At 67.6% G+C, this 25,888-nt stretch carries 25 protein-coding genes and 2 tRNA genes; 15 read left to right on the top strand and 12 right to left on the bottom strand.

Translation table 11 applies throughout. The features are described 5' to 3' along the window. Positions 1 to 40: 40 nt before the first annotated feature. The gene (locus tag ACLBWP_RS10960; RefSeq protein ID WP_447655212.1) at positions 41 to 1,345 is read left to right on the top strand and encodes an aminotransferase-like domain-containing protein; all 1,305 of its coding nucleotides are present in this window, start codon (positions 41 to 43) and stop codon (positions 1,343 to 1,345) included. Between the two features lie 43 nt (positions 1,346 to 1,388). Next, on the top strand, positions 1,389 to 2,351 hold the full coding sequence (locus ACLBWP_RS10955) for a D-alanine--D-alanine ligase family protein (RefSeq protein ID WP_447655211.1): 963 nt from the start codon (positions 1,389 to 1,391) through the stop codon (positions 2,349 to 2,351). A 56-nt stretch (positions 2,352 to 2,407) separates the two neighbouring features. Here ACLBWP_RS10955 and ACLBWP_RS10950 read toward each other — a convergent pair whose 3' ends face one another. The 9 genes from ACLBWP_RS10950 to rpmH all read right to left on the bottom strand — a co-directional run bounded on the left by ACLBWP_RS10950 (position 2,408) and on the right by rpmH (position 7,787). After that, positions 2,408 to 2,593 (bottom strand): hypothetical protein, encoded by a 186-nt coding sequence (locus tag ACLBWP_RS10950; protein ID WP_447655210.1) that lies wholly within the window; start codon positions 2,591 to 2,593, stop codon positions 2,408 to 2,410. A 91-nt stretch (positions 2,594 to 2,684) separates the two neighbouring features. After that, positions 2,685 to 3,665 carry a ParB/RepB/Spo0J family partition protein gene (locus ACLBWP_RS10945; RefSeq protein ID WP_447655209.1) on the bottom strand — a complete coding sequence of 327 codons (981 nt, stop codon included), beginning with the start codon at positions 3,663 to 3,665 and terminating at the stop codon, positions 2,685 to 2,687. After that, on the bottom strand, positions 3,665 to 4,558 hold the full coding sequence (locus tag ACLBWP_RS10940) for a ParA family protein (protein WP_447655208.1): 894 nt from the start codon (positions 4,556 to 4,558) through the stop codon (positions 3,665 to 3,667). Before ACLBWP_RS10940 ends, ACLBWP_RS10945 begins: the two co-directional genes overlap by 1 nt. An 86-nt stretch (positions 4,559 to 4,644) precedes the next feature. Further along, complete coding sequence (gene rsmG, locus ACLBWP_RS10935) at positions 4,645 to 5,310, bottom strand: 16S rRNA (guanine(527)-N(7))-methyltransferase RsmG (RefSeq protein ID WP_447655207.1); 666 nt, start codon at positions 5,308 to 5,310, stop codon at positions 4,645 to 4,647. After that, positions 5,307 to 5,816, bottom strand: a complete 510-nt coding sequence (locus ACLBWP_RS10930; protein WP_374202529.1) for a Jag family protein — start codon at positions 5,814 to 5,816, stop codon at positions 5,307 to 5,309. The genes rsmG and ACLBWP_RS10930 overlap by 4 nt, the downstream gene beginning before the upstream one ends. Further along, the gene (gene yidC, locus ACLBWP_RS10925; protein WP_243563610.1) at positions 5,813 to 6,784 is read right to left on the bottom strand and encodes a membrane protein insertase YidC; all 972 of its coding nucleotides are present in this window, start codon (positions 6,782 to 6,784) and stop codon (positions 5,813 to 5,815) included. Before yidC ends, ACLBWP_RS10930 begins: the two co-directional genes overlap by 4 nt. Before the next feature lie 8 nt (positions 6,785 to 6,792). Further along, positions 6,793 to 7,173: a membrane protein insertion efficiency factor YidD gene (gene yidD, locus ACLBWP_RS10920; RefSeq protein WP_447655206.1), complete on the bottom strand. Its 381-nt coding sequence runs from the start codon at positions 7,171 to 7,173 to the stop codon at positions 6,793 to 6,795. Next, entirely contained in the window at positions 7,170 to 7,520 is a 351-nt protein-coding gene (gene rnpA, locus ACLBWP_RS10915) for a ribonuclease P protein component (RefSeq protein WP_243563608.1), read from the bottom strand. The genes yidD and rnpA overlap by 4 nt, the downstream gene beginning before the upstream one ends. 129 nt (positions 7,521 to 7,649) lie before the next feature. After that, complete coding sequence (gene rpmH, locus ACLBWP_RS10910; protein WP_055951440.1) at positions 7,650 to 7,787, bottom strand: 50S ribosomal protein L34; 138 nt, start codon at positions 7,785 to 7,787, stop codon at positions 7,650 to 7,652. Positions 7,788 to 8,281: 494 nt separating this feature from the next. On the opposite strand from rpmH, the gene dnaA reads away from it, so the two are divergent. The 10 genes from dnaA (at position 8,282) to ACLBWP_RS10860 (ending at position 19,688) form a co-directional block, all read left to right on the top strand. Further along, the gene (gene dnaA / locus ACLBWP_RS10905) at positions 8,282 to 9,736 is read left to right on the top strand and encodes a chromosomal replication initiator protein DnaA (protein ID WP_374202528.1); all 1,455 of its coding nucleotides are present in this window, start codon (positions 8,282 to 8,284) and stop codon (positions 9,734 to 9,736) included. A gap of 485 nt (positions 9,737 to 10,221) precedes the next feature. Further along, positions 10,222 to 11,376, top strand: coding sequence for a DNA polymerase III subunit beta (dnaN, locus tag ACLBWP_RS10900; RefSeq protein ID WP_447655205.1), 1,155 nt, complete (start codon positions 10,222 to 10,224; stop codon positions 11,374 to 11,376). After that, a complete protein-coding gene (gnd, locus tag ACLBWP_RS10895) occupies positions 11,373 to 12,329 on the top strand; it encodes a phosphogluconate dehydrogenase (NAD(+)-dependent, decarboxylating) (protein ID WP_447655402.1) in 957 nt (318 codons plus the stop codon). Before dnaN ends, gnd begins: the two co-directional genes overlap by 4 nt. A gap of 27 nt (positions 12,330 to 12,356) precedes the next feature. Beyond that, a complete protein-coding gene (gene recF, locus ACLBWP_RS10890; RefSeq protein WP_447655204.1) occupies positions 12,357 to 13,622 on the top strand; it encodes a DNA replication/repair protein RecF in 1,266 nt (421 codons plus the stop codon). After that, complete coding sequence (locus tag ACLBWP_RS10885) at positions 13,622 to 14,122, top strand: DUF721 domain-containing protein (protein WP_447655203.1); 501 nt, start codon at positions 13,622 to 13,624, stop codon at positions 14,120 to 14,122. The genes recF and ACLBWP_RS10885 overlap by 1 nt, the downstream gene beginning before the upstream one ends. Positions 14,123 to 14,255: 133 nt before the next feature. Further along, positions 14,256 to 16,238 carry a DNA topoisomerase (ATP-hydrolyzing) subunit B gene (gyrB, locus tag ACLBWP_RS10880; protein ID WP_447655202.1) on the top strand — a complete coding sequence of 661 codons (1,983 nt, stop codon included), beginning with the start codon at positions 14,256 to 14,258 and terminating at the stop codon, positions 16,236 to 16,238. Positions 16,239 to 16,355: 117 nt separating this feature from the next. After that, positions 16,356 to 19,010 carry a DNA gyrase subunit A gene (gene gyrA / locus ACLBWP_RS10875; protein WP_447655201.1) on the top strand — a complete coding sequence of 885 codons (2,655 nt, stop codon included), beginning with the start codon at positions 16,356 to 16,358 and terminating at the stop codon, positions 19,008 to 19,010. Next, a complete protein-coding gene (locus ACLBWP_RS10870; RefSeq protein ID WP_243563601.1) occupies positions 19,003 to 19,410 on the top strand; it encodes a DUF3566 domain-containing protein in 408 nt (135 codons plus the stop codon). The genes gyrA and ACLBWP_RS10870 overlap by 8 nt, the downstream gene beginning before the upstream one ends. A 75-nt stretch (positions 19,411 to 19,485) precedes the next feature. Then, positions 19,486 to 19,562, top strand: a tRNA-Ile gene (locus ACLBWP_RS10865). 53 nt (positions 19,563 to 19,615) lie between these two features. Then, positions 19,616 to 19,688 (top strand) — tRNA-Ala (locus ACLBWP_RS10860). Positions 19,689 to 20,467: 779 nt separating this feature from the next. Here ACLBWP_RS10860 and ACLBWP_RS10855 read toward each other — a convergent pair. Further along, the gene (locus ACLBWP_RS10855) at positions 20,468 to 21,043 is read right to left on the bottom strand and encodes a DNA helicase (RefSeq protein WP_447655200.1); all 576 of its coding nucleotides are present in this window, start codon (positions 21,041 to 21,043) and stop codon (positions 20,468 to 20,470) included. Positions 21,044 to 21,159: 116 nt separating this feature from the next. Between ACLBWP_RS10855 and ACLBWP_RS10850 the strand changes: the two genes are divergently transcribed. Then, positions 21,160 to 21,699: a peptidylprolyl isomerase gene (locus ACLBWP_RS10850; RefSeq protein WP_243563599.1), complete on the top strand. Its 540-nt coding sequence runs from the start codon at positions 21,160 to 21,162 to the stop codon at positions 21,697 to 21,699. Positions 21,700 to 21,848: 149 nt separating this feature from the next. Further along, positions 21,849 to 22,559, top strand: a complete 711-nt coding sequence (locus ACLBWP_RS10845; RefSeq protein ID WP_243563598.1) for a rhomboid family intramembrane serine protease — start codon at positions 21,849 to 21,851, stop codon at positions 22,557 to 22,559. A 282-nt stretch (positions 22,560 to 22,841) separates the two neighbouring features. Here the strand turns inward: ACLBWP_RS10845 and ACLBWP_RS10840 are convergent, their stop codons facing one another. After that, the gene (locus ACLBWP_RS10840; protein ID WP_243563597.1) at positions 22,842 to 23,096 is read right to left on the bottom strand and encodes a cell division protein CrgA; all 255 of its coding nucleotides are present in this window, start codon (positions 23,094 to 23,096) and stop codon (positions 22,842 to 22,844) included. Positions 23,097 to 23,178: 82 nt separating this feature from the next. On the opposite strand from ACLBWP_RS10840, the gene ACLBWP_RS10835 reads away from it, so the two are divergent. Next, complete coding sequence (locus ACLBWP_RS10835; RefSeq protein ID WP_243563596.1) at positions 23,179 to 23,823, top strand: anthranilate synthase component II; 645 nt, start codon at positions 23,179 to 23,181, stop codon at positions 23,821 to 23,823. Positions 23,824 to 23,985: 162 nt separating this feature from the next. Here ACLBWP_RS10835 and pknB read toward each other — a convergent pair whose 3' ends face one another. Further along, entirely contained in the window at positions 23,986 to 25,794 is a 1,809-nt protein-coding gene (gene pknB, locus ACLBWP_RS10830) for a Stk1 family PASTA domain-containing Ser/Thr kinase (protein ID WP_447655199.1), read from the bottom strand. Between the last annotated feature and the right edge of the window lie 94 nt (positions 25,795 to 25,888).

Here is a 25,888-nt window from a genome sequence, read left to right as displayed (position 1 = left end):
GTCGTACTGTGGCTGGACTGCCGAGTGAACGGAGAACTCGATGACCAACGGCAACAGTCTCGACCCCTGGTACGACTCCTACGCCCAGCGCACCGCAGGGCTGAGCGCCTCCGAGGTACGAGCCCTGTTCGCCGTGGCCTCCCGGCCCGAGGTCGTCTCACTCGCCGGGGGCATGCCGTTCGTCTCCGCCCTCCCGCGTGACCTCGTCACGGGCTCGCTCGACCGCGTGATGGCCGAGGACGCCGCGATGGCACTGCAGTACGGGGGCGGCCAGGGTCTGCGCCAGCTCCGCGAGCACATCGTCGACATCATGTCGCTCGAGGGCATCCGCGCGAGCGCCGAGGACGTCGTCGTCACCACCGGGTCCCAGCACGCCCTCGACCTGGTCACCCGCCTGTTCATCGATCCGGGCGACGTGGTGCTCGCCGAGTCACCGTCGTACGTCGGCGCCATCGGTGTGTTCCGGTCCTACCAGGCCGAGACGGTCCACGTGGCGACCGACGAGCTCGGTCTGGTCCCCGAGGCCCTGCGCGAGACGATCGGCCGTCTCCGGGCCGCTGGCAAGCGGATGAAGTTCCTGTACACGATCCCGAACTTCCACAACCCCGCCGGGGTGACCATGAGCCGCGAGCGCCGCATCGAGGTGCTCGACATCTGCCGCTCGAACAACATCCTGGTCCTCGAGGACAACCCCTACGGGCTGCTGTGGTTCGACGAGCCCGCTCCCCAGGCGATCCGCTCGATCGACGACGAAGGCGTGGTCTACCTCGGGTCGTTCTCGAAGACCCTCGCACCGGGCTTCCGCGTCGGCTGGGCCCTGGCACCGCACGCCATCCGCGAGAAGCTCGTGCTGGCGAACGAGTCGGCCGTCCTGGCGCCGAACTCCTTCGGCCAGTACGTCGTCAACGCGTACCTGGACGCCGCGGACTGGAAGGGTCAGATCGACATCTTCCGTGGCATCTACGCCGAGCGCCGTGACGCGATGTTCCAGGCGCTGGGGGAGTTCCTGCCCGACCTGACGTGGACCCGGCCCAACGGCGGGTTCTTCGTGTGGCTCACGCTGCCCGAGTCCCTCGACTCGAAGGGCATGCTGCCCCGCGCCGTCAAGGAGCTCGTGGCCTACACTCCCGGCACCGCCTTCTACGCCGACGGCAGGGGCGCGCAACACATCCGTCTGTCGTTCTGCTACCCGACCGCCGAGCAGATCCGTGTCGGCATCAAGCGGCTCGCGAACGTCGTCAACGACGAGCTCGAGCTCATCGAGACCTTCGGCTCTGCCACCCGACCGAACGCCGTCGTCCCGGCGTCGTCCTCGGTCAGCGGCCCGCCGCCGAACATCTCCTGACCAGCACTTTCCGCAGTTCACCGCAGTTCCGGAGGTCTCTCCCATGGCCGAGCTCACTCGTCGCCACGTCGTCGTCGTCGCCGGAGGGATCTCGCATGAACGCGACGTGTCACTGCGCTCGGGCCGTCGCGTCGCCGACTCCCTGACGGGCTACGGCTGGCAGGTCGACCTGCGCGATGCGGACGCCGCCCTGCTGCCCGCACTCCGCGAGTCCCGCCCCGACGTGGTCTGGCCGGCGCTGCACGGCGCCTCGGGTGAGGACGGCGCGCTGCGCGGCATCCTGGAGGCCGTGGACATCCCGTTCGTCGGCTCACGCTCGACCTCGGCTCGCCTGGCATGGGACAAGCCCACGGCGTCCGCGCTGGTCGCCAGGACCGGCGTGCGGACCCCTCGGTCGGTCACCCTGTCCCACGACGTGTTCCGCGAACTCGGTGCCGTCGGTGTGCTCGAGGCCATCGCGGCCGAACACCCCGTCCCACTTGCCGTGAAGCCCGCTCGCGGCGGCAGCGCGCAGGGAGTGACCCTGGTCGAGGACGTCAACGACCTGCCGCGCGCCATGGTCACGGCCTACACCTACTGCGATGACGTCGTCGTCGAGCAACTCATCAGTGGAACCGAGATCGCGCTCGGGATCATCGACACCGGTGACGGTCCCGTTGCCTTGGCACCGGTCGAGATCGTGCCGCGGAACGGCTTCTACGGCTTCGAAGCCCGGTACAACGCGGGAGAGACGACGTTCTACACGCCCGCGCGGCTGTCCGGTGACAACGCTTCGGCTGCGGCCTCGGCAGCCATCCAGGCACACCGCGCACTCGGGCTCCGTCACATCTCGCGTGTGGACCTGATCATCGACGGCGCCGGTACGCCCTGGTTCCTCGAGGCCAACGTCCTGCCTGGCTTGACCGAGACGTCATTGCTGCCGCAGGCGCTCTCAGTGTCCGGCTTCGACCTCGGGTGGACGTACGCAGAGCTGGCGGAACAGGCCATCCGCGACCACAACGCCTAGGTTTCACGTGGAACATCGCCGTCGCTGAGCCGGGACGGAGTGATAGCTGGCCTGCGTCAACGGTGCTGTGGATGTCGAGACGCCAGCGCTGCAGCGCCGACGGCGATCAACACAGCGCCCGCGACCAGGTAGTAGATGAGGGCGAAATCGACCCCGCCGCCATCGCCAGCGGTGACCACCACGACCACGCACATCGCCAGGGCGACCGCTCCACCCACAAGCGCGGCGACTCCGAGCACCATCGCAACACACTGCGGGCGAGTAGGTGCCACGTGAGCCCTCCAGATGTCACGCACGAACGATGTTCCACGTGGAACATCGAAGAGGCGACCTCTAGCGCGCGACGTCCTCGGCGCCGAGCTCGCTGAGGATCCGGTTGAGGTCGGCCGCATTCGCGAAGTCGATCGTGACGCGTCCCTTGCGAGCCCCCATCGCGATCTGCACCCGCGTGTTGAGCCGGTCGCCCAGCCGCTCCGCGACGTCCACGAAGTGCGCGTCACGCTTGGTCGGCTGCGTCGGGGCCTTCTTGGGAGCTCCCTGCGCCATCTGCTGCGCGGCTGCCTCGGCCTGCCGGACCGACAGATCTTCATTCACGATCTTCTCGGCGAGGTACTCCATCGCCTGCGCGTCCGGTGCGGCCAAGATCGCTCGCGCGTGCCCGGCCGACAGCACACCCGCTGCGACGCGACGCTGCACGGGGGAGGGGAGCCGCAGCAGTCGGATCGTGTTCGTGATCTGCGGACGGGACCGGCCGATACGCTGCCCGAGCTCTTCTTGCGTGATACCGAAGTCAGCGAGGAGCTGCTGGTACGCCGAGGCCTCCTCGAGCGGGTTGAGGTTCGCGCGGTGCAGGTTCTCGAGCAGAGCATCGCGCAGCATGACATCATCAGGGGTTTCCTTGATGATCGCTGGGATGGTGGCCAGGCCGAGCTCTTTGGTGGCACGCAGTCGGCGCTCGCCCATGATGAGTTCGTACTGCGGCTCGGTCCCTGCGGCGCCCTCGATCGGACGCACGACGATGGGCTGCAGCACGCCGATCTCGCGGATCGAGTGCACCAGCTCCTGCAGCTCCTCTTCGCGGAACTCCTTGCGCGGCTGCTGCGCGTTCGGCTTGATGTCCAGCGGGTTGAGGTTCGCCAGGCGCGCGCCAGGGACCGCCACGAGTTGCTCAGCCGTCACACCATCCGCTGCCGGCGCCGACGCGGGCGAGCCGCCGGTGGGGAAGAAGACGTCGACGGGACGTTCCTGCTGATCGGGAGTGGTCGGGATCAAGGCGCCGATGCCTCGGCCGAGTCCGGTCCGCTTGGGTGCCATCAGTGCTGTGCTCCTCGTGCTGCGATCTCGGCGGCTGCCTCCAGGTAGGACAACGAACCGCTCGAGTTGACGTCGTAGGCCACAACGCTCTGGCCGTAGCTCGGTGCCTCACTCACGCGCACCGAACGGGGGATCATCGCCTTCAGGACCTGCTCCCCGAAGTGCTCACGCACGTCCGCTGCCACCTGATTCGCCAGGTTCGTGCGGCCGTCGTACATGGTCAACAGGATCGTCGACACGCGAAGGTCGGGGTTCAGGTGCCGTTCGATCAGTTCGATGTTCCGCAACAGCTGGCTGAGACCCTCGAGCGCGTAGTACTCACACTGGATCGGGATCAGGACTTCCTGTGCCGCGACGAAGGCGTTGATCGTCAGAAGGCCGAGTGACGGCGGGCAGTCGATGAACACGTAGTGGTACGGCTCGTCGAGGGACGCAAGGTACTGGTCCAGCGCCGTCCGGAGACGCTGTTCGCGTGCCACCAGCGACACGAGCTCGATCTCCGCGCCTGCCAGGTGGATCGTGGCCGGGACGCACCAGAGCGTGTCGGACTCGGGGGAGCGCTGCACGGTGTCCGCGATCGGTGCCTCGTCGACGATCACGTCGTAGATGCTCGCGACCTCGGCCTGGTGGTTCACACCGAGGGCTGTCGAAGCGTTCCCCTGCGGATCGAGGTCGATGACCAGGACCCGTGCTCCGCCGTGCGCAAGACCAGCGGCGAGGTTCACCGTCGACGTCGTCTTGCCCACACCGCCCTTCTGGTTCGACACGGTGATGATCCGCGTCGATGCCGGCAGTGGGAACTGCTGCGTCGCGATGGCACGACGACGGCGATTGAGATCAGCGATCTCGCGAGCGAGTGGTGTCGACGCGTCGTAGTCGGTCGATGAACTCAACGAGTGCCTCTTCCCCGGTTCGATGTTTCACGTGGAACGTGGTGCGCAGCACCCGATCGAACAGGCGATCTCAGCGCCACGCGGCGTCAGTCAACTGTAGCCCGGAACACTCGCGTGGTCTCTTCGACGACACCGACTCCGAGCTCGAGGATCTCGACATCCGCCAGACGATTGCGGAGGATGACCTTGCGCGCTGCAGCCATCTCGTCCTCGACGCGCGCACCCTTCATCAGGATGAGCTGACCGCCGGAACGCACGAGCGGCACGGTGATGGGGATGAGCTTCGACAGCGCACTCACCGCACGCGCCGTGACCTGGTCGAGGACCACCGTGTCCGCGACTTCCTCGGCCCGCCCCCGGAGGACGTCGACGTTCTCCAGGCCCAGCCGCGCAGCCTCGGAGGTCAGCCAGTCGACCCGGCGTTCCATCGGCTCGATCAACGTGAAATGCACGTCCGGACGAGCGATCGCCAGCACCAACCCAGGCAACCCGGCACCGGAACCGACGTCACCAACGTGACCACCAGCCTCCAGGAGCGGTGCGACCACCGCGGAATTGAGGATATGTCGTGTCCATAACCTCGGGAGTTCCAGCGGTCCGATCAGGCCGAGCTCTTCACCGCGACGAGCCAGCTCGTTCGTGAACGAGCGCGCCGTTGCCAACCGGTCCCCGAACAGGGTCGCGGCGGAAGCCGGCTCGTCTTCGAGCACCGGCGCAGCAGCGTCCGCAGCGGTGGCAGGACCGTCCGTCATCGCGTGATGACGGTGTGCCGGTCGCGACCCTCGCCCTCGGACTCCGAGTGGAAGCCCTTCTCAGCGACCAGGTCGTGCACCAGCTTGCGCTCGTACGACGACATCGGCGGCAGCGACGCCGTCGGGGATCCGTCCTCGATGCGCTCGACCGCGGTGTCCACGAGCCGCTGGAGCTCGGAGGCGCGAGCATCTCGCGATCCACCGATGTCCAGGATCAGCCTGCTGAACTCACCGGTCTCGGCCTGCACAGCGATGCGCGTGAGCTCCTGCAGCGCCGACACCGTGTCCGGCTTGGCCAGGACGCCCAGCGTGTTCCCCTCGTCCGTGACGGACAGGTAGACGCGACCGGCGCGCTCCTCGATCTCGATGTCACCGTCGAGGTCGCAGATGTCGAGGAGTTCCTCGATGTAGTCCGCGGCGATGTCGGCTTCGTCACGCGCGTCCTCGGAGGACACCGGTGCGGTGGACTCCGGGTCGAGGGTGGCGGCGGTGTCGTGGTCGGTCACTTGGTCTTCCCGCTCTTCTTGGCGCGCTGCTTGCCCACCGGCTGCTGACGCTGTGTGGTGATGCGTACGGCCTCCATCTCGGCGGCGCCGGCACCGGCACCGGCCTCGGCGAGCACGCCTGCGGGCACGCCGCGACGCTGGGCCTTCTTGGCGAGGCGGGCCTCACGCGCAAGCGCGGCTTCCGAACCCGGCGTCGGCATGCTGCGGATGACGAAGTACTGCTGAGCCATCGTCCACAGGTTCGAGGCGAGCCAGTAGAACATGACGCCGAGGGGGAACGACAGACCCGAGATCACGAAGATCAGGGGGAGCACGTACAGCATCATCTTCTGCTGGCGGTACATCGGAGACTCCTTGGTCTCCGGGGACATGTTCTTGGCGACGAGCTGCAGCTGCGTGATGAACTGCGAGGCCGTCATCACGACGATCATGAAGCCGGCGATGACGCGGACTTCCCAGCCGGAAGCGTTCGTGAACGTCTCGTGCAGCGGCGCACCGAACAGCGAGGCGTTGCCGAAGGACTTCGCCAGGTCGTTCGTCAGCAGGCCGATGCCGGTCTTGTTGATCTGCGCTTCGTGCAGCACCGAGTACAGCGAGAAGAAGATCGGCATCTGCAGCAGCAGCGGCAGGCAGGAGCTGAGCGGGTTGGTCCCGGTCTCCTTGTACAGCGCCATGGTCTCGCGGCTCATGGCCTCACGCGAGAACTGGTCCTTCTTGCCCTTGTACTTGTCCTGGATCTTCTTGAGCTGCGGCGCGACTTCGAGCATGCGGCGCTGCGACTTGATCTGCCGCACGAAGATCGGGATCAGCGCGGCGCGGACCACGAAGGTCAGGAAGATGATGGACAGCACCCAGGTGATGCCCGCGCTCGGGTCCATGCCGAGGTTCTCGAAGACCCAGTGGAAGCCGACGAGGATGGCCGAGACCACCCACTTGAGGGGCCAGAGGATCGTTCCGATGATGTCCATGGGGACGGCTACGCCTTTCGAGTGCGCTGGGGGAGCAGCATGGGTCGGAGGGTGCCGACCGGGGACTGCAATTGCTGCGGCACCGGAGCCAGGACGAACCCGAACCGGTTGACGAGGTAGGGCCGACGACGGTCAGGGACGTCGTCGATGCCGCCGGCAGCCCAGGGGTTGCAGCGGCCGATGCGCCAGGCGCCCATCGCGGTCCCGCGTACGACGCCGTACTGCTGGATCGCTTCGAGCGCGTAGCGCGAGCACGAGGGGTGGTAGCGGCAGACGTTGCCGTACAACGGTGAGATGACGGCACGGTAGGCGCGCAGCACGACGACGCAGGCGTTGCGCGGAAGCAACGCCACGGTCCACAGGACCCGCTTCAGGAGCGTCCGGTTCATGCTGCCTTCTCCACACCGCGCGCGAACGATCGCGAGACGTCTTCGAGCAGGGTAGGCCATGTGGCCTGCGGAGCGGCTGGCAGTGCGCGGACCACCACGTCGTACCCGGTGGGATGCCCCTGCAGCAGCTCGTGGGCGATGCCCTTGAGTCGGCGCCTGACCAGGTTGCGCGTCACGGCGTTGCCGACGGTCTTGGCGACGATGAAGCCGAACCGCGTGGGTCCGGCCCCGCTGACGTCGTGACGGACCACCGACACGATGACGTTCCCGGTCGCACTGCGCCGACCACGACGGACCGTCATCCGGTAGTCGTCGCCGCGCACGATCCGGTTGGCGCGGGCGATCATGCCGACACCCACCGGGCGGGGGCTCCGCTGGTGTCGATCCCCGGGCACACCGAAGCGCCGCGCGGCGGGACCAGGGGTCCGGCCGGCGCGGCGCCGGGAGCTACTGCGATCGGATCCAGCAGGATCAGATCAAGCCGACAGCTCGGTGCGACCCTTGGCGCGACGTGCGGCCAGGATCGAGCGGCCCGCGCGGGTGCGCATGCGCAGACGGAAGCCGTGCTTCTTGGCACGACGACGGTTGTTCGGCTGGAAGGTGCGCTTGCTCATGATCTTCTCCATACGGCTGCTCGAGGCTGGCCGTCACGAATGTGGTTGGTTGACGCAGGTGGTCACGACCAAGGGGCCGCAGTCAACTGGACAACGGTACGTGACCGAGGGCAGTGAGGTCAAACCCCGAACGCGTCCCGGCCAGCCGGCCAGCACCCGGAGAGCGGGGAGCGAGCGTTCTCCACACTGGGGACAACTTCTGTTCGGTGGGAGCCGTCATGGTCCTTTACAGTGGGGTGATCGATCCGCCCTGCGGCCCGGTACGACGGGGAAGCACCACTCCCGCAGTGTCTCGGACGGTGCTGGACCCGACTGTGGACAACCCTGTGGGGAAGTCAGACGGTACGACGGCGTCGACGAGGTCGCCTGAGAACCCCAGACTCCCTCGTCCGGACCAGCACGCGACGGACTGATCAGCGGTCCGACCGCGCCGAGCGGACGATGCACCATGCCCGCAGCACCACGACACCACGAGCCCAGGAGACGAGCGCGACATGACGATGCCCGCCGATCCCGTCGAGGACCTCTGGTCGTCGGTCCTCGGACTGCTCACCGAGGACGAGCGCATCACGCCGCAGCTGCACGGCTTCCTCAACCTCGTCGAGCCGAAGGGCGTCCTGGCCGGCACGCTCTACCTCGAGGTGCCGAACGACCTGACCCGCGGGATGCTCGAGCAGCGCATCCGCCTGCCCCTGACCGAGGCGATCTCGCGCATCGGTGACGACTCGGTGGCGAACTTCGCGATCACCGTGAACCCGGACATGGCCTCCGAGCCGCGGATGGAACCCTCGGTGCCGTCGTACGCCGAACCGTCGCAGGCACCGGTGGAGCAGAGCGCGGCGCCGCGCCAGTACATCGAGGCGCCGTTCGTCCCCAGCCAGATCGACGCCCCGGGCACCGCCGGCCGCCCGGAGTCGCGCCTCAACCCCAAGTACAACTTCGACAACTTCGTGATCGGCGCCTCGAACCGGTTCGCACACGCCGCCGCGGTGGCAGTGGCCGAAGCACCGGCCAAGGCGTACAACCCGCTGTTCATCTACGGCGACTCGGGACTCGGCAAGACCCACCTGCTGCACGCGATCGGCCACTACGCCGAGAGCCTGTACCCGGGCATCCGCGTGCGGTACGTGTCCAGCGAGGAGTTCACGAACGACTTCATCAACTCGATCGCGAACAACCGCTCGAACCAGTTCCAGCAGCGGTACCGCGACATCGACATCCTGCTGATCGACGACATCCAGTTCCTGCAGGGCAAGGACTCCACACAAGAGGCGTTCTTCCACACGTTCAACACGCTGCACGACCACAACAAGCAGGTCGTGATCACGTCGGACGTCGCGCCCAAGCACCTGACCGGCTTCGAGGACCGGATGCGCAGCCGGTTCGAGTGGGGTCTGATCACCGACGTGCAGGCACCCGACCTCGAGACCCGCATCGCGATCCTCCGCAAGAAGGCGCAGTCCGACCACCTGCAGGTGCCCGACGACATCCTCGAGTTCATGGCGTCGAAGGTGTCGAGCAACATCCGTGAGCTCGAGGGCACCCTCATCCGCGTCACCGCGTTCGCCAGCCTGAACCGGACGGCCGTCGACATGGCGCTGGTGCAGACGGTCCTCAAGGACCTGATCACGCTGGACGAGGACAACGTCATCGCGCCGACGGACATCATCAACCACACCGCGGAGTACTTCAAGCTGTCGGTCGACGACCTGTACGGCTCGTCCCGGTCCCAGGCGATCGCCACGGCCCGGCAGATCGCGATGTACCTGTGCCGCGAGCTCACGAGCCTGTCCCTGCCCAAGATCGGGCAGCTGTTCGGCAACCGCGACCACACCACCGTGATGTACGCCAACAAGAAGATCGCGGAGCTCATGAAGGAGCGCCGGTCCATCTACAACCAGGTGACCGAGCTGACGAGCCGCATCAAGCAGGACCGCCGGTACCGCTGAGCACAGCGCTCACGACGGCGCGGTCGCGTCCGTCAGAACATCGGTTCACACGGCCAGGAGGCCCGACCCGCGTCCGTCGGATCGGCCCACTCCGGCGCGCGTCCACCATCTGAGACGGTTCCATGCGCCGGACTTCTCACAGTGTGGAAAGCCTGTGGATAACTGTGGAGGACACGCCGCGCGGTTGTTCACAGCCATGGGGTCGACTGTGGAATCTGGGGATGGAAGTGGATAGATGAGATTGATTCATCCCGAGGGCGCCAACAGGCCACTCACAAGTCACACGGTTGTAGTTCCCGCTCACTGACCGGCATCCCCAGAGTTGTCCACAGTGTGCACAGGCGTTATTAGCCTTGTCTCTCTTCATCTCTCTGGATCACTGGGCCAACCTTGTGGACGGCGGGATGACAAGAAATCCGGGCTGTGCTCCGCTGTGCCACAATGGGGCGGCCGGACAGTCCGACGACACGACAGGGGTCCCAGCTGTGAAGTTCGAGGTCAACCGGGACGTCTTCTCCGAAGCCGTCTCGTTCGCGGTGAAGCTCCTCCCACAGCGCACGACCCTCCCGATCCTGTCGGGTGTGTTGATCCATGCCGAGGGCGATCGCCTGACACTGTCGTCGTTCGACTACGAGGTCTCGGCGCAGACGTCCATCGCCGCGCAGATCGACGAGTCCGGCACTGTGCTCGTCTCCGGCCGCCTGTTGAACGACATCGCGAGCCGTCTGCCGAACGCCCCCGTGTCGTTCTCCACGGAAGAGTCGCGGATCACCGTGACCTGCGGCTCGGCGCACTTCACGCTGCTGAGCATGCCGGTCGAGGAGTACCCGACCCTGCCCGAGGTCGGCGAGCAGACCGGCGTCATCCCGGGCGACGCGTTCTCGGAAGCCGTGTCCCAGGTCGCGGTCGCTGCCAGCCGTGACGACGTCACCCCGGTGATCACCGGTGTCCAGCTCGAGGTCAGCGACCACGACCTGTCCCTCATCGCCACCGACCGCTACCGCGTCGCCGTCCGGACGATCCAGTGGGACTCGGGTCGTGCCGCCGACGGCGAGTCGACGACCCTGCACGCACTCGTCCCGGCACGCACCCTGCAAGAGGTGGGCCGCACGTTCGGCTCGGCCAGCACGGTGTCGGTGTCGATCAGCGGCACGTCCGAGCGTGAGCTCATCGCGTTCCAGGCCGCCGACAAGACCGTCACCTCGTTGCTCATCAAGGGCAACTACCCGCCGGTCCGCCGGCTCTTCCCCGACACCGTGCAGGACCACGCCGTGATCAACACGGCCGAGCTGGTCGAAGCGGTGCGACGGGTCTCCCTCGTCCTGGAGCGCGAAGCCGCACTCCGGTTCTCCTTCTCGGTCGACGGGCTCACGCTCGAGGCGATCGGATCCGAACAAGCGCAGGCGTCAGAGTCGATCGATGCGTTGCTGACCGGCGAGGAAACGGTGGTCTCGTTGAAGCCCGCCTTCCTGCTGGATGGGTTGAACGCGGTGCACTCCGAGTTCGTCCGTGTCTCCTTCACCAAGACGGAGAACCCCAACAAGCCGGGCCCGGTGCTCATCACCGGCCAGTCCTCGCGCGAGGAACCGGCGACGGACGGCTACCGGTACCTGCTGCAGCCCAATCTCCTGCTGCGATAGCAACAGCCGAACACTGCGCCGACGGGCTCCACCGAGCGCCGGCGCGACGACGAACAGAAGAGGAAATCATGCAGATCGGTCTTGTCGGCCTGGGGAAGATGGGCAACAACATGCGTGCGCGTCTGCGCAACGCAGGGATCGACGTCGTCGGGTACGACGCCAACCCCGCCGTCTCGGACGTCGCCGACCTCGGGGAGCTGGCGAAGGCCCTCACCGGCCCGCGTCTGGTCTGGGTCATGGTCCCCCACGGGAAGATCACGGACGACGTCATCAACGACCTGGCCGAGGTGCTCGAGCCGGGTGACCTGGTGATCGACGGCGGCAACTCGAAGTGGCTCGACGACGAGAAGCACGCCAAGCAGCTCGACGCCAAGGGCATCCGCTACATGGACGTCGGCGTCTCCGGCGGCATCTGGGGCAAGGACAACGGCTACGGCATGATGGCCGGTGGCGACCCGAAGGACATCGAGTTCGCGATGCCCGTCTTCGACGCACTCCGTCCCGAGGGCCCCCGCGGCGAGGGCTTCTCGCACGCCGGCGGCGTGGGCGCGGGGCACTACGCCAAGATGGTCCACAACGGCATCGAGTACGCGATCATGCAGGCCTACGGCGAGGGCTACGAGCTGCTCGAGGCCAAGGACATCGTCCACGACGTGCCGGCCGTCTTCGCCGGCTGGCAGCGCGGCACCGTCGTGCGCTCGTGGCTGCTCGACCTGCTCGTGCTCGCGATCAACGAGGACCCGAAGCTCGACGAGCTCGAGGGCTACGTCGACGACTCGGGCGAGGGTCGTTGGACCCTCGAAGAAGCGATCGAGCTGGCCGTCCCGATGCCCGCGCTCTCCGCCGCCATGTTCGCGCGCTTCGTCTCGCGTCAGGGCAGCCAGTCCCCGACGATGAAGGCCGTCGCCGCGCTGCGCAACCAGTTCGGCGGCCACGCCGTCAAGAAGGCCTAGTCCCTCCGGGACGAAGCCCCGGCCCGCGTGCACGTCGACCACCTCCAGCTCACCGACTTCCGGAACTACCGGCAGGCGGAGGTCGACCTCGCACGCGGGCCGAACCTGTTCGTGGGACGCAACGGCCAGGGCAAGACCAACCTGGTCGAGTCCATCGCCTACCTGTCCACCCTCGGCTCGCACCGGGTCCCGACCGACGCCGCCTTGGTCCGCCAGGGCTGTGACGCGGCGATCGTCCGCGCACGACTCGCGCACGAGGACCGCAGCATCCTGGCCGAGGTCCAGATCAACCGCACCGGGTCGAACCGTGCGCAGGTCAACCGTGCGCCGATCAAGCCGCGTGAGTTGCCGCGGTACTGCACGAGCGTGCTCTTCGCCCCCGAGGACCTGGCACTGGTCCGCGGTGAACCGTCCGGTCGTCGCCGGATGCTCGACGAGCTCCTGGTGCAGATCGCCCCGCGCATGCAGGGCGTCATCGCCGACTACGACCGGACGCTCCGGCAGCGCAACACCCTGCTGAAGTCGGCTCGGGCGACCGGGGCCAAGTCGGGTTCCCTCGCCACGCTCGACGTCTGGGACGAACGGCTCGTCGCGTTCGGGTCCGAGATCATCGCGGCGCGTGACCACCTGACCCGTCGCCTGGCACCGTTCGTCGCCGAGGCGTACGCGACCGTCGCCGGCGAACGACACGAGGCCTCGATCACGGGCGTGCTGAGCGTCCGCGGCGGCGACCCCGAGGACGCCTCGGCCACCGACTCCGTGCTCGGCACCCCGGACGAACCCGTCACCGTGCCCGCGGCGGCCGAGGCGTTCCGTGGCGCGCTCGAACGTCGCCGCCGCGACGAACTCGACCGCGGGCTGACTCTCGCTGGGCCGCACCGCGACGACGTGCTCTTCACCCTGAACGGGTTACCTGCCCGCGGGTACGCCAGTCACGGCGAATCGTGGTCGTTCGCGCTCGCGATCCAGCTGGCCAGCGCGTCGATCCTGCGCGCGGAGTCGACGCTCGGCGACCCGATCATCATCCTCGACGACGTGTTCGCCGAACTCGACGAGTCCCGCCGCGAACGCCTGGGCAACGCGGTGGCGGACTACGAGCAGGTGCTCATCACGGCCGCCGTGTTCGGCGACGTGCCCCCGCAGCTGGCGGCGCACACCGTCCGGATCGAGGCCGGCACCATCGTGACCGACGAGACGGAACCGACCACGGCCTCCGGTCCGGCGACGCCGGAAGCCGGTACCGCGGCGACGCCGGAAGCCGGGGCCCCGGCGACCACGGAAGCCGACGTCTGATGCCCCGTCCCTGGCGACCCACCGAGCCGGCCCGCGTGTACGGCCACCTCAAGGCGGTCTTCGGCGACCCGTCCAAGCGTGGGGTCGACGCCCGGCGCCGACGTGCCAAGGAGTTCGACGCCGACACCGTGCCGTACGGGCGCGGCCGTGAACCCAAGGGGCTCGGCGACATCGTCGGATCGCTTGCCGCCGAGCTCGGCTGGACCGGGCCGCTGGCACGGTCGGAGCTGTTCGTCGACTGGCCGAGCGTGGTGGGCGAGGAGCTCGCCAAGCACTCCAGTCCCGTGACCATCGAGGACGGCGCGCTCGTCATCCGCTGCGACTCGACGGCCTGGGCGACACAGCTCCGGCTCATGCGTGCGACGGTCACGACGACCATCGCGGAGCGCCACCCGGAGGCGGGCGTGCAGTCGATACGTGTTTCGGGCCCAGACGTCCCCACCTGGAAACGCGGCCTCAGGAGCGTCCAGGGGCGCGGTCCTCGCGATACCTACGGTTGAGCAGAGGAAATCATCCTCTGGTCGCGAAATCGGCCCTCCAGGGGCCGTTTTCACCCTCGCGGACGAGGCGCCTGCGATAGACTGACTGGTGCAGTGTGCGGGCGTTCCGCGCGCAGGCAGGAGCTCTCGCGACATGGCATCAGGATCTGAAGACGACCAGAACACATCAGTCGAACAGTCGTACGGCGCAGACCAGATCCAGGTGCTCGAGGGGCTCGAAGCCGTCCGCAAGCGCCCGGGCATGTACATCGGCTCCACGGGCCCCCGCGGTCTCCACCACCTGGTGCAGGAGATCGTCGACAACTCCGTGGACGAAGCCCTGGCCGGCTACTGCGACACCATCGACGTGACCATCCGCGAAGACGGCGGTGTCCGCGTGGTCGACAACGGCCGCGGCATCCCCGTCGGCATCCACTCGGCCGAAGGCGTCTCCACGGTCCAGGTCGTCCTGACCGTCCTGCACGCCGGTGGCAAGTTCGGCGGCGGTGCGTACGCCGTGTCCGGTGGTCTGCACGGTGTCGGTTCCTCCGTCGTGAACGCGTTGAGCTCCGAGCTCGACGTCGAGGTCCGTCAGCAGGGGCACGTCTGGCGACAGAGCTACACCGACGGCGTCCCCGTGGCTCCGCTCAGCAAGGACGAGGAGTCCGACGAGCACGGCACCACGATCACGTTCTGGCCGAACGCCGAGATCTTCGAGACGGTCGTCTTCGACTACGAGACCCTGCGCGCGCGCTTCCAGCAGATGGCGTTCCTGAACAAGGGACTCCGCATCAACCTGCGCGACGAGCGCACCCCCGACGAAGGGGAAGAGTCGCGCCACGATTCCTTCCGCTACGAGCGCGGTCTTGCCGACTACGTCGAGTACCTCGGCGCGCAGAAGAAGGCCGACCTGGTGCACCCCGACGTCATCGGCTTCGAGGCCGAGGACCCCGAGCGCAAGATCGCGCTCGAGGTCGCGATGCAGTGGAACACCTCGTACCAGGAGAGCGTCCACACCTTTGCCAACACGATCAACACGCACGAGGGCGGCACCCACGAAGAAGGGTTCCGTGCGGCGCTGACGTACCTGGTCAACAAGTACGCGCGCGAAGCGAAGATCATCAAGGAGAAAGACGACAACCTGACGGGGGACGACATCCGTGAAGGCCTGACCGCCGTCATCTCCGTCAAGCTCGGCGAGCCGCAGTTCGAGGGCCAGACGAAGACCAAGCTCGGCAACACCGAGGCCAAGGGCTTCGTCCAGCGCGTCGTCGGCACCGAGCTGACCCACTGGTTCGAGAGCAACCCGACACAGGCCCGCGACGTCGTCCGCAAGGCGATCCAGGCGTCCCAGGCGCGGCTCGCCGCCCGCAAGGCCCGTGAGACGACCCGCCGCAAGGGCCTGCTGGAGTCGGGCGGCATGCCCGGCAAGCTCAAGGACTGCCAGTCGAAGGACCCGACCCTGTCCGAGATCTTCATGGTCGAGGGTGACTCCGCCGGTGGTTCCGCGGTGCAGGGGCGCAACCCGATGACCCAGGCGATCCTGCCGCTCCGGGGCAAGATCCTGAACGTCGAGAAGGCCCGGCTCGACCGCGCCCTGGCCAACCAGGAGATCCAGTCGATGATCACGGCGTTCGGCGCCGGCATCGGCGAGGACTTCGACCCGGACAAGGCCCGGTACCACAAGATCGTGCTGATGGCCGATGCCGACGTCGACGGCCAGCACATCACCACGCTGCTGCTCACCCTGCTGTTCCGCTACATGCGTCCGCTCATCGAGCGCGGCTACGTCTACCTGGCGCAGCCGCCGCTGTACCGCCTGAAGTGGTCGAACTCGGCACACGAGTACGTGTTCAGCGACCGTGAGCGCGACGCCCTGCTGCAGTCCGGCATCGCCTCGGGCAAGCGCATCCCCAAGGACAACGGGATCCAGCGCTACAAGGGGCTTGGCGAGATGGACTACAAGGAGCTCTGGGACACCACGATGAACCCGGACACCCGCACGCTGCTGCAGGTCACGCTCGAGGACGCGGCCGCGGTGGACAGCACCTTCGCGACGCTGATGGGCGAGGACGTCGACGCGCGTCGCCAGTTCATCCAGCAGAACGCGAAGGACGTCCGGTTCCTGGACATCTGATCCACGGACAGGAGGCGCGGTGCCAGCCGCGCGTCCTGGTCCGGACCACCTGTGGTCGCGCCCGGCGCGACGAACGTCACCACGGCCTCCCGGCCGTCAGAAAGGTAGCCGAGTCAGATGGCTGACGAGAACGAAACCAACGACGACCAGCCCGAGATCGTGCACGGTGAGGTCGGGGACATCGTCGTCTCCGGCGACCGGATCTCGCAGGTCGACCTGCAGCTCGAGATGCAGCGGTCGTACCTCGACTACGCGATGAGCGTCATCGTCGGGCGCGCGCTACCCGAGGTCCGCGACGGACTCAAGCCGGTCCACCGCCGCGTGCTCTACGCGATGTACGACGGTGGGTACCGCCCCGACCGTGCCTTCTCGAAGTGCTCGCGCGTCGTCGGCGACGTCATGGGACAGTTCCACCCGCACGGCGACAGCGCGATCTACGACGCGCTCGTCCGCCTGGTGCAGCCGTGGTCGCTCCGGTACCCGCTCGCGCTCGGCCAGGGCAACTTCGGTTCGCCCGGCAACGACGGTGCGGCCGCCCCGCGGTACACCGAGACCAAGATGGCGCCGCTCGCCATGGAGATGGTCCGCGACATCGACGAAGAGACCGTCGACTTCCAGGACAACTACGACGGCCGCACGCAGGAACCCGCGATCCTGCCGGCACGGTTCCCGAACCTGCTGGTCAACGGATCGGTCGGCATCGCCGTCGGCATGGCGACGAACATCCCGCCGCACAACCTGCGCGAGGTCGCCGCCGGTGCGAAGTGGGCGCTGGAGCACCCCGACGCCACGCGCGAAGAGCTGCTCGGCGCGCTGATGCAGCGCATCAAGGGACCGGACTTCCCGACCGGGGCACAGATCCTCGGCGTCAAGGGCATCCAGGACGCGTACCGCACTGGTCGTGGTTCGATCACGATGCGCGCGGTCGTCTCGGTGGAGGAGATCCAGGGTCGCACCTGCCTGGTCGTCACCGAGCTGCCGTACCAGGTCAACCCCGACAACCTGGCGATCAAGATCGCCGAGCTCGTCAAGGACGGCCGCCTGGCCGGCGTCGCCGACATCCGCGACGAGACCTCGGGCCGTACCGGGCAGCGCCTGGTCATCGTGCTCAAGCGCGACGCCGTCGCCAAGGTCGTGCTGAACAACCTGTACAAGCACACCCAGCTGCAGGAGAACTTCGGCGCGAACATGCTCGCCATCGTCGACGGCGTGCCCCGCACCCTGGCGCTCGACGGCTTCATCTCGGCGTGGGTCGACCACCAGGTCGAGGTCATCGTCCGCCGCACCCAGTACCGGCTGCGCGAGGCCGAGAAGCGCGCGCACATCCTGCGCGGCTACCTGGCGGCGCTCGACGCGCTCGACGAGGTCATCGCCCTCATCCGCCGATCGCCCGACGTCGAAGAAGCCCGCAGCGGCCTGATGGACCTGCTGAGCGTCGACGAGATCCAGGCCCGTGCGATCCTCGAGCTGCAGCTGCGTCGCCTGGCCGCCCTCGAGCGTCAGAAGATCCACGAGGAGGCCGAAGCCCTCGAGCTCAAGATCGCCGACTTCGAGGACATCCTCGCCCGGCCCGAGCGCCAGCGGTCGATCATCGGCGAGGAGCTCGACGAGATCGTCGAGCGCTTCGGTGACGACCGTCGCAGCGAGATCATGCTCGGGTACGACGGCGACATGTCGATCGAGGACCTCATCCCCGAAGAAGAGGTCGTCGTCACGATCACCCGCGGCGGCTACGTCAAGCGCACGCGCAGCGACCAGTACCGCCAGCAGCACCGGGGCGGACGTGGTGTCCGCGGCGCCCAGCTGCGTGCGGACGACGTCGTCGAGCACTTCTTCGTGACGACCACGCACCACTGGCTGCTGTTCCTGACCGACCAGGGGCGCGTCTACCGTGCCAAGGCGTACGAGCTGCAGGAAGCCGGACGCGACGCCAAGGGCCAGCACTCGGCGAACCTGCTCGCGATGCAGCCGGACGAGCAGATCCAGCAGGTCCTGGACATCCGCGACTACGAGGCCGCGCAGTACCTCGTACTCGCCACCGAGCAGGGCCTGGTGAAGAAGACGGCGCTGACCGAGTACGACACGAACCGCACCGGCGGCATCATCGCGATCAACCTGCGCGAGGGCGACACGCTCCGCTCGGCGCTGCTGGTCGACGAGACCGACGACCTGCTGCTGGTCTCGCGCCACGGCATGTCGCTGCGCTTCACCGCGACGAACGACACGCTCCGACCGATGGGGCGTTCGACCTCGGGTGTGAAGGGCATGTCCTTCCGTGACGGTGACTCTCTGCTGGCTGCTCGGGTCGTCTCCGATGACGGCTTCGTCTGGGTCATGACCGAGGGCGGCTACGCCAAGCGCACCGGCGTCGACCAGTACCGCATCCAGGGCCGCGGTGGGCTGGGCATCAAGGTGGCAAAGTTGGCGGCCGACCGGGGCGACCTTGTGGGTGCTCTCATCGTGGGTGAAGACGACGAGGTGCTCGTCGTGCTGCAATCGGGCAAGGTGGTAAGGTCTGCCGTGGCCGAGGTCCCCGCCAAGGGCCGTGACACGATGGGCGTCGTCTTCGCGAGGTTCGCGGAGAACGACCGGATCATCGCGGTGGCCCGGAACAGCGAGCGGAACCTGGACGACCAGGAAGACGCCGAGATCGAGCCCGCGGGCCCGGTGGAGACGGTCAGCCCTGCTGAAGCGGCCCCTGATTCCACTGATCCCATCGACACCGAGCCCGTCGACGACGAGGCCGGAGAGGACCAGGCAACCAATGAGTAGTGTCGCCGAGAAGCTCCAGAAGAAGGCGAAGCGACCCGTCGGCACCCGCCAGGTGCGGCTCCGACTGGTCTACCTCGACTTCTGGTCGATGGTGAAGCTGTCGTTCCTGATCGCCCTCGCGGGCAGCATCGTGATCGTCGTCGCCACCGCCCTGGTGTGGGGCATCCTCAACCAGACCGGGGTGTTCACCCAGATCGACGCCCTCCTCAAGGACGTCACCGGGCAGAACAACTACTCGATCATGGACCAGTTCTCGCTGGGCCAGGTGCTCGGGTTCTCGGTCGTCGTCGGCATCCTCAACGTGGTCGTCGGCACGGTGCTCGGCGCCATCGTCAGCGTGCTGTACAACCTCAGTGTGCGGATCACGGGCGGTCTGCTCGTGGGCTTCACGAACAACTGACACACCCGGCCGGATGGGGCCGACCGTACGATTTCGCTCCGGCGGGTTCGTGCGCTAGGCTTTCATCCGGTCTGAGGGGCTATAGCTCAGGCGGTTAGAGCGCTTCGCTGATAACGAAGAGGTCCAAGGTTCAAGTCCTTGTAGCCCCACCACGCACAATTCAATCCCAGGTACTGCGGTGCCGCGACTCCCTCAGGGGTCACTCGGGGCCTTAGCTCAGTTGGTAGAGCGCCTGCTTTGCAAGCAGGATGTCGGGAGTTCGATTCTCCCAGGCTCCACTCCCTCGGCGTGAGCGTTGCTCCGCTCGTTCCTCGCTCCGCAACGCTCGGTCGTCGTGCTGGTCTGCGCGCCTCCGGCGCGGTGTCGCGTGTGCGCCCATGCCCTGAGCCCTGAGTGGTCGCAACGCGCCGCTCGCGTTGGCCGAGTGGTCACCTCTCGTCGGTGGGGCGTCGGCGGGGCGACGTTCCGTGCCCAGTGGCCGGATGTGAGCGGGGTGTCGTGACCAGTCAGCGCGCGAGTCCGTGACAACACGCGGCCCGTCCGAGCGGTCGCAACACACCGCTCAGCTTCGGCGAGTGGTCACGACTTGTCGTTGGGGCGTCGCCGGAGCGACATGCTGCGACCAGTCGCTGGACGTGAGCCGGGGTGTCGTGACCAGTCAGCGCGCGAGGCTGCGACAACAGGCGGCCCGTATGAGTGGTCGCAACACACCGCTCAGCTTCGGCGAGTGGTCACGACTTGTCGTTGGGGCGTCGCCGGAGCGACATGCTGCGACCAGTCGCTGGACGTGAGCGGGGTGTCGTGACCAGTCAGCGCGCGTGTGGCATCGGCGTGTGCCACACACGTGGCACCAGGCGGGAGGCACGGGGCCAGGCCGCCACGGGCCTCCTGTCCGGTGCGGCCCGCGTCACGGACCTGCGTCCGACGGATCGGGGCGGGTGAAAGGGCTCGCCGCGGTGCGTCGAGGTCGCACACGCACACGGACACGGACAGCACCCGTGCCAAGAACGACGAAGGGCCCCGGCGCGTGCCGGGGCCCTTCGTACGAACCGGGAGGTCAGGCGGCGGACTTGTCCGCCGAGTCGGCGTCGTCAGCGACCCACAGGTCGTCGTCGGCGCGGAGCGTCTGGTACGCGGCGTACGCGGCACCAGCGATGGCGACCACCCCGACCACGATCAGCGCGACGCCACCGAAGCCGATGCCCTGCTTCTGGTGACCGGGCGTGTACTTGGCCGCGGCCTTCTTCGCCTGCTTGCCCTTCTTCTGGGCCTTCTTGACGAGCTTCTTGACGCGGGGGTCCTTCGCGAGGTCGCCCACGCTCATGACCGAGCCCGCGGTCGACATCAGTCCGGGGATGACCTCGGTCTGGAACCGGTGCGATGCGGTCTGCGCAGCCGAGGTGGCAGCGTGCACACCGGTTGCGACGGCCGGGCGCACCCCGTTGTCGATCGCGTGCTGGACGCGGGGGGCGATGTCCTTTCGCGCTGCATCGGCGGCGTGCGAGCGGGCATCGGCCAGGATCTCGTTCGCGTGCTCGAGCACCTTGCGCTGCTCGCCGAGGAGCGAGGCGGTCTTGCCCTTGAGCTTCTTGATCTGCTTCCGGCGCTTGCGCGACAGTTCGATCGTCGTCATCTGGTACCTCCATCGGAACGGCGTGTACCCATCCTGCCACCAGGGTGCCTGACAGGTCACAGGGCCGTCCCTGTGCGTCTCGTCTGTACGCAGGTCACACATGCGAGAATCGGAACATGTCTCTGCACACTGCTGTCGCAACGATCCACACGAACAAGGGCGACATCCGCGTCAACCTGTTCGGCAACCACGCACCCAAGACCGTCAAGAACTTCGTCGACCTCGCCACCGGCCAGCAGGAATGGACCCACCCGGGCACGGGCAAGGTGTCGACCGACAAGCTGTACGACGGTGTGGTCTTCCACCGCATCATCAAGGACTTCATGATCCAGGGCGGCGACCCGCTCGGACAGGGCGTCGGCGGCCCCGGCTACCGCTTCGACGACGAGATCTCCCCGGAGCTCACCTTCCAGAACCCCTACATCTTCGCCATGGCGAACGCCGGCATCCAGGGCGGCCGCGGCACCAACGGGTCGCAGTTCTTCATCACGACCGTCGCCACCCCGTGGCTGCAGGGCAAGCACACCATCTTCGGTGAGGTCGCGGACGACGAGTCCCGCGCTGTCGTCGACGCGATCGAGGGCGTCCCCACGGACGGCCGTGACAAGCCGCTCGAGGACGTCGTCATCAACAGTATCGACGTCGAGTCCGTCTGACCCCTGTGACCGATCAGGCGTACAACCCGGCCAACTACTGCTACCGGCACCCAGACCGACAGAGCTTCATCCTGTGCCAGCGGTGCGGGCGGACGATCTGCACGGAGTGCCAGACACCGGCGGCGGTCGGGGTGCACTGCCCTGAGTGCGTGCGCGAGCAGCGTGCGAAGTTCACCGAGAACCGCCGAGCTTCCGGGGCCCCGAACGGGCTGACGGTCGCGCGGCGGCGCTTCGCGATGCTCGACCAGAAGGCGACGATCGTCATCATCGCGGTGTCCGTGCTGATCTGGTTGCTCGACCAGGTCACGCGCGGGTACTTCACCCAGCTGTTGTTCTTCAACGCGGCGTACCTGCCCACCCAGCCGTGGCGCATGGTGACCTCGTTGTTCGTGCACTCGGGCTTCCTGCACATCGCCTTCAACATGTGGGCGGTGTTCATCTTCGGTCGGATGCTCGAGAACATGCTCGGGACCTGGCGCTTCCTGGCGCTGTACTTCCTGGCGGGACTCGGCGGTTCCATGGCCGTCACCCTGATCGCTCCCGGCTCGTCGGTCGTGGGCGCATCAGGCGCGATCTTCGGGCTGTTCGCGGCGTTCTTCATGCTGCAGCGCAGCCTGGGTGGCAATGCCGTCTCACTGCTGGTCATCATCGGTCTGAACCTGGTGATCGGGTTCCTGCCGGGCACCAACATCTCGTGGCAGGCCCACGTGGGTGGGATCGCCGTGGGCTTCCTGACGGGCTACGTCTTCGCCAAGACACGGAACATCCGTCGACGGAACCTGCAGATCGCGCTGCTCGTCGCCGAAGCGGTGGTCATCATCGCGCTGACCTACGTCGGCTACGCGATCGCCATCGGCTGATCGAACGGCCCCGGCTTCGGTACGGAACGCCCCGCTGCTCTTCGGAGCGGCGGGGCGTTCGTCGTCTGTGGAGAACTCCCTGAGTTACACGCGTGTGATTATCCCCATTGTGGAGAGACCTGTGGACAACTCCGGACCCTGCATGTGGACAGCCGTGTGGAGAACCCGCAGAGCTGTGGAGAACCGGGCCTGACGGCGCAGATCGGTCAGGCAGCCTGTGGACAGACGACGACGCCCGCCGTACCGAGTGGGTACGACGGGCGTCGGGGTCGCAATCGGCGGTCAGCGCCAGCGCGTGGTCATGAGGAAGCCGATGAACATGATGCCGAAGCCGATCAGGATGTTCCACGAGTTGAGCGTCGGGACCGGCAGGGTGCCCTGGGAGATGTAGAAGATGATGACCCAGGCGAGTCCGATCAGCATGAACCCGAACATGACCGGCTTGAACCACACGGGGTTGGGCTGGTCACCCGCAGTCTCGACCGAGTCGGCTCGGGTCCTCCGGGCGGGCTTGGTGCGGTCCTTGTCCTTGGCCATGGCCGGTATCCTACCGTGAACATGTGTGTGGACGACCCCCGCAGAGTGTCCACACGACCTCCACGAGTACGGTGAACCGACCATGACCAGGATCCTCGTCGTCGACAACTACGACAGCTTCGTGTACACGCTCAACGGGTACGTCCAGCAGCTCGGGGCGCAGACCGACGTCGTCCGCAACGACGCCTTCCCCGAGTCCGAGATCGCCGAGCGCATCGCCGACTACGACGGCGTGCTGCTGTCACCGGGGCCGGGCACGCCCGCTGACGCCGGTGTGTCGATCGCGACCGTCCGTGCGTCGATCGCGGTGGACAAGCCCCTGCTCGGTGTCTGCCTGGGCCACCAGGCGATCGCCGAGGCGCTCGGCGCGACCGTGACCCACGCCGAAGAACTCATGCACGGCAAGACCTCGCAGGTCGACCACGACGACAGCGCGCTGTTCGTGGGTGTCCCGCACCCCTTCACGGCGACGCGGTACCACTCGCTGGCGATCGTCGACGGCACCGTTCCGGACACGCTCACCGTGACGGCACGGACCGAGGGCGGCGTCATCATGGGCGTCCAGCACCAGGACGCCCCCGTCTACGGCGTGCAGTTCCACCCCGAGTCGGTCCTGACCGAGGGCGGCTACCGGATGGTCGGCAACTGGCTCGAGACGGCGGGCCTGTCGGGTGCCGCCGAGCGCGCCGCGGGCCTCGGCCCGCTCATCGCCGCCCACCACGCCTGACGCGCGGCGTTCCGGTCGCTGGATCCGCAGGGTCCTGCCCGCCTTGAGCGCTCCCACCTGCGCTCCCACCTGTCGGACAGGAGGCGCGTGGCGGGCGACCCCGGGCCTCCTGTCCGGTGGGTGACCGGTCCGGAAGCCGCAGCGGACGAGCGGGCCAGCGGTTCAGTTGCCGTTGTCGCCGGTGTCGCCGGGGTTCCCGCCGCTGTCGCCACCAGGACTCGGAGCCTGCGTGGCCGGTGCGCTGGGACGGACTGACGCAGCGCAGTAGGTCAGGACGACCGTGCTGCCCTGGGCGATGTCGCCGGCGGGCTGGTCCTGCTGCGACACGAGGCCACCGGTGCAGGCGTACGACGGCTGCTGCTTGACGGTCAGGCCGAGGTTCGCGAGTGTCGAGTTCGCGGTCGCGATCGGCTGCTGCGAGACGTCCGGCAGCTGCACCATGCCGTTGGACACCGTCAGGTTGACCACGGTGCCCTTCGTGAGCGACGTGCTGGCGGCGGGGTCGGTGCTGAGCACGGTGCCTTCCGGGACGGACGGCGAGTAGTCGGTGTTGATCGCACCGACCTCGAAGCCGGCGGCCTTCAGCGCACTCTGGGCCGCGTCCTGCGTCTGGTTCGCGACGTCGGGTACGGCCACCTGTTCCGGGCCGAGCGAGACGACCAACCGGATGTTCTGCTTGCGGGCGACGTTCGTGCCGGAACCCGGTTCGGTCCGGATGACGGATCCCTTGTCGACGTCGTCCGAGTTCTCGTCGACACGAACTGGCACCAGGTCCTTCTGTTCGAGGGCCTTGCTGGCCGAGTCGTAGGTGGCACCGACGACGTTCGGCACACTGACCGACGACGACACCGGTGCCTGGCCCGGCTGCAGGTTGGCGACCCAGAAGACGACCCCGGCGATCACGGCCACAGCCACCAGGATGCCGACCCAGATCCACGCCACCGGGGGGCGGTTCTGCGTGCGCTGCGGGCGGTGTTCCTGCGTGTCGTCGAGTTCACGGAAGGCGACCTCGGGGTTGGAGGTCGTGCGCGGGTTCACGCCGAAGAGCATGGTCGACGCGTCGTTCGCGCGCTGCTGCTGCAGCTTCTTGGTCGACGCCGGGACGTGCCCGGCGCCGGCCTGCTCGAGGTCGCGGCGGAACTCGGCGGCGTTCTGGAACCGGCGGGTGCGGTCCTTGACCAGGGCGTGCAGCGTGACGGCATCGATCGCCGGCGAGACCGACGGCGTGATCGTGGACGGGGCGACCGGCTGTTCGCTGACGTGCTGGTAGGCGACCGCGACGGGCGAGTCACCGAGGAACGGTGGGCGTCCGGTCAGGAGCTCGAACAGGACGATGCCCGTCGAGTACAGGTCGGTGCGCGCGTCGACGGTCTCGCCGCGGGCCTGCTCCGGCGAGAAGTAGGACGCGGTGCCCAGGATCGAGGTGGTCTGCGCGACCGTCGCCGAGGTGTCCGTGATGGCCCGGGCGATCCCGAAGTCCATCACCTTGACCTGTCCGGTCTGCGTGACCATGACGTTGGCGGGCTTGATGTCGCGGTGCACGACGCCGGCGCGGTGGGAGTACTCGAGCGCGGTGAGGATGCCGCTCGTGATGCGCACGGCTTCGTCGGACTCGACGGGCCCGTCGGCGATGACGTCGCTGAGGGGTCGACCCTCGACGAACTCCATCACGATGTACGGCACCTGGACCTCGGCGCCGGACGGCTCGGTGACGGTCTCTTCGCCGGCGTCGTAGACACGGACGATCGTCGGGTGGGCCATCCGGGCGGCCGCCTGCGCTTCTTGACGGAAGCGGGTGCGGAACGCCGGGTCGTTGGCCAGGCTCGGCTTGAGCAGCTTCACGGCGACACGACGACCGAGTCGTGTGTCCTGCCCGACGTGCACGGTGGCCATGCCGCCCCGACCGATGACGTCACCGATCTCGTACCGGTTGGCGAGGAGCGTGATCCCCGCGGTCACACCTTCTGGCACGTACTCCTCCGAATGTCCGTCGGGGGCAAGTGTACGACAGGGCTCCCTGGTGAGACGCTGGCGACGAGGCCGCCCACACCAACCGTTACCGGAA

Source organism: Microbacterium sp. M1A1_1b (assembly GCF_053345565.1).
Note: the sequence above shows the minus strand (reverse complement) of the source record. Positions and strands in the feature narration are given on the sequence as shown.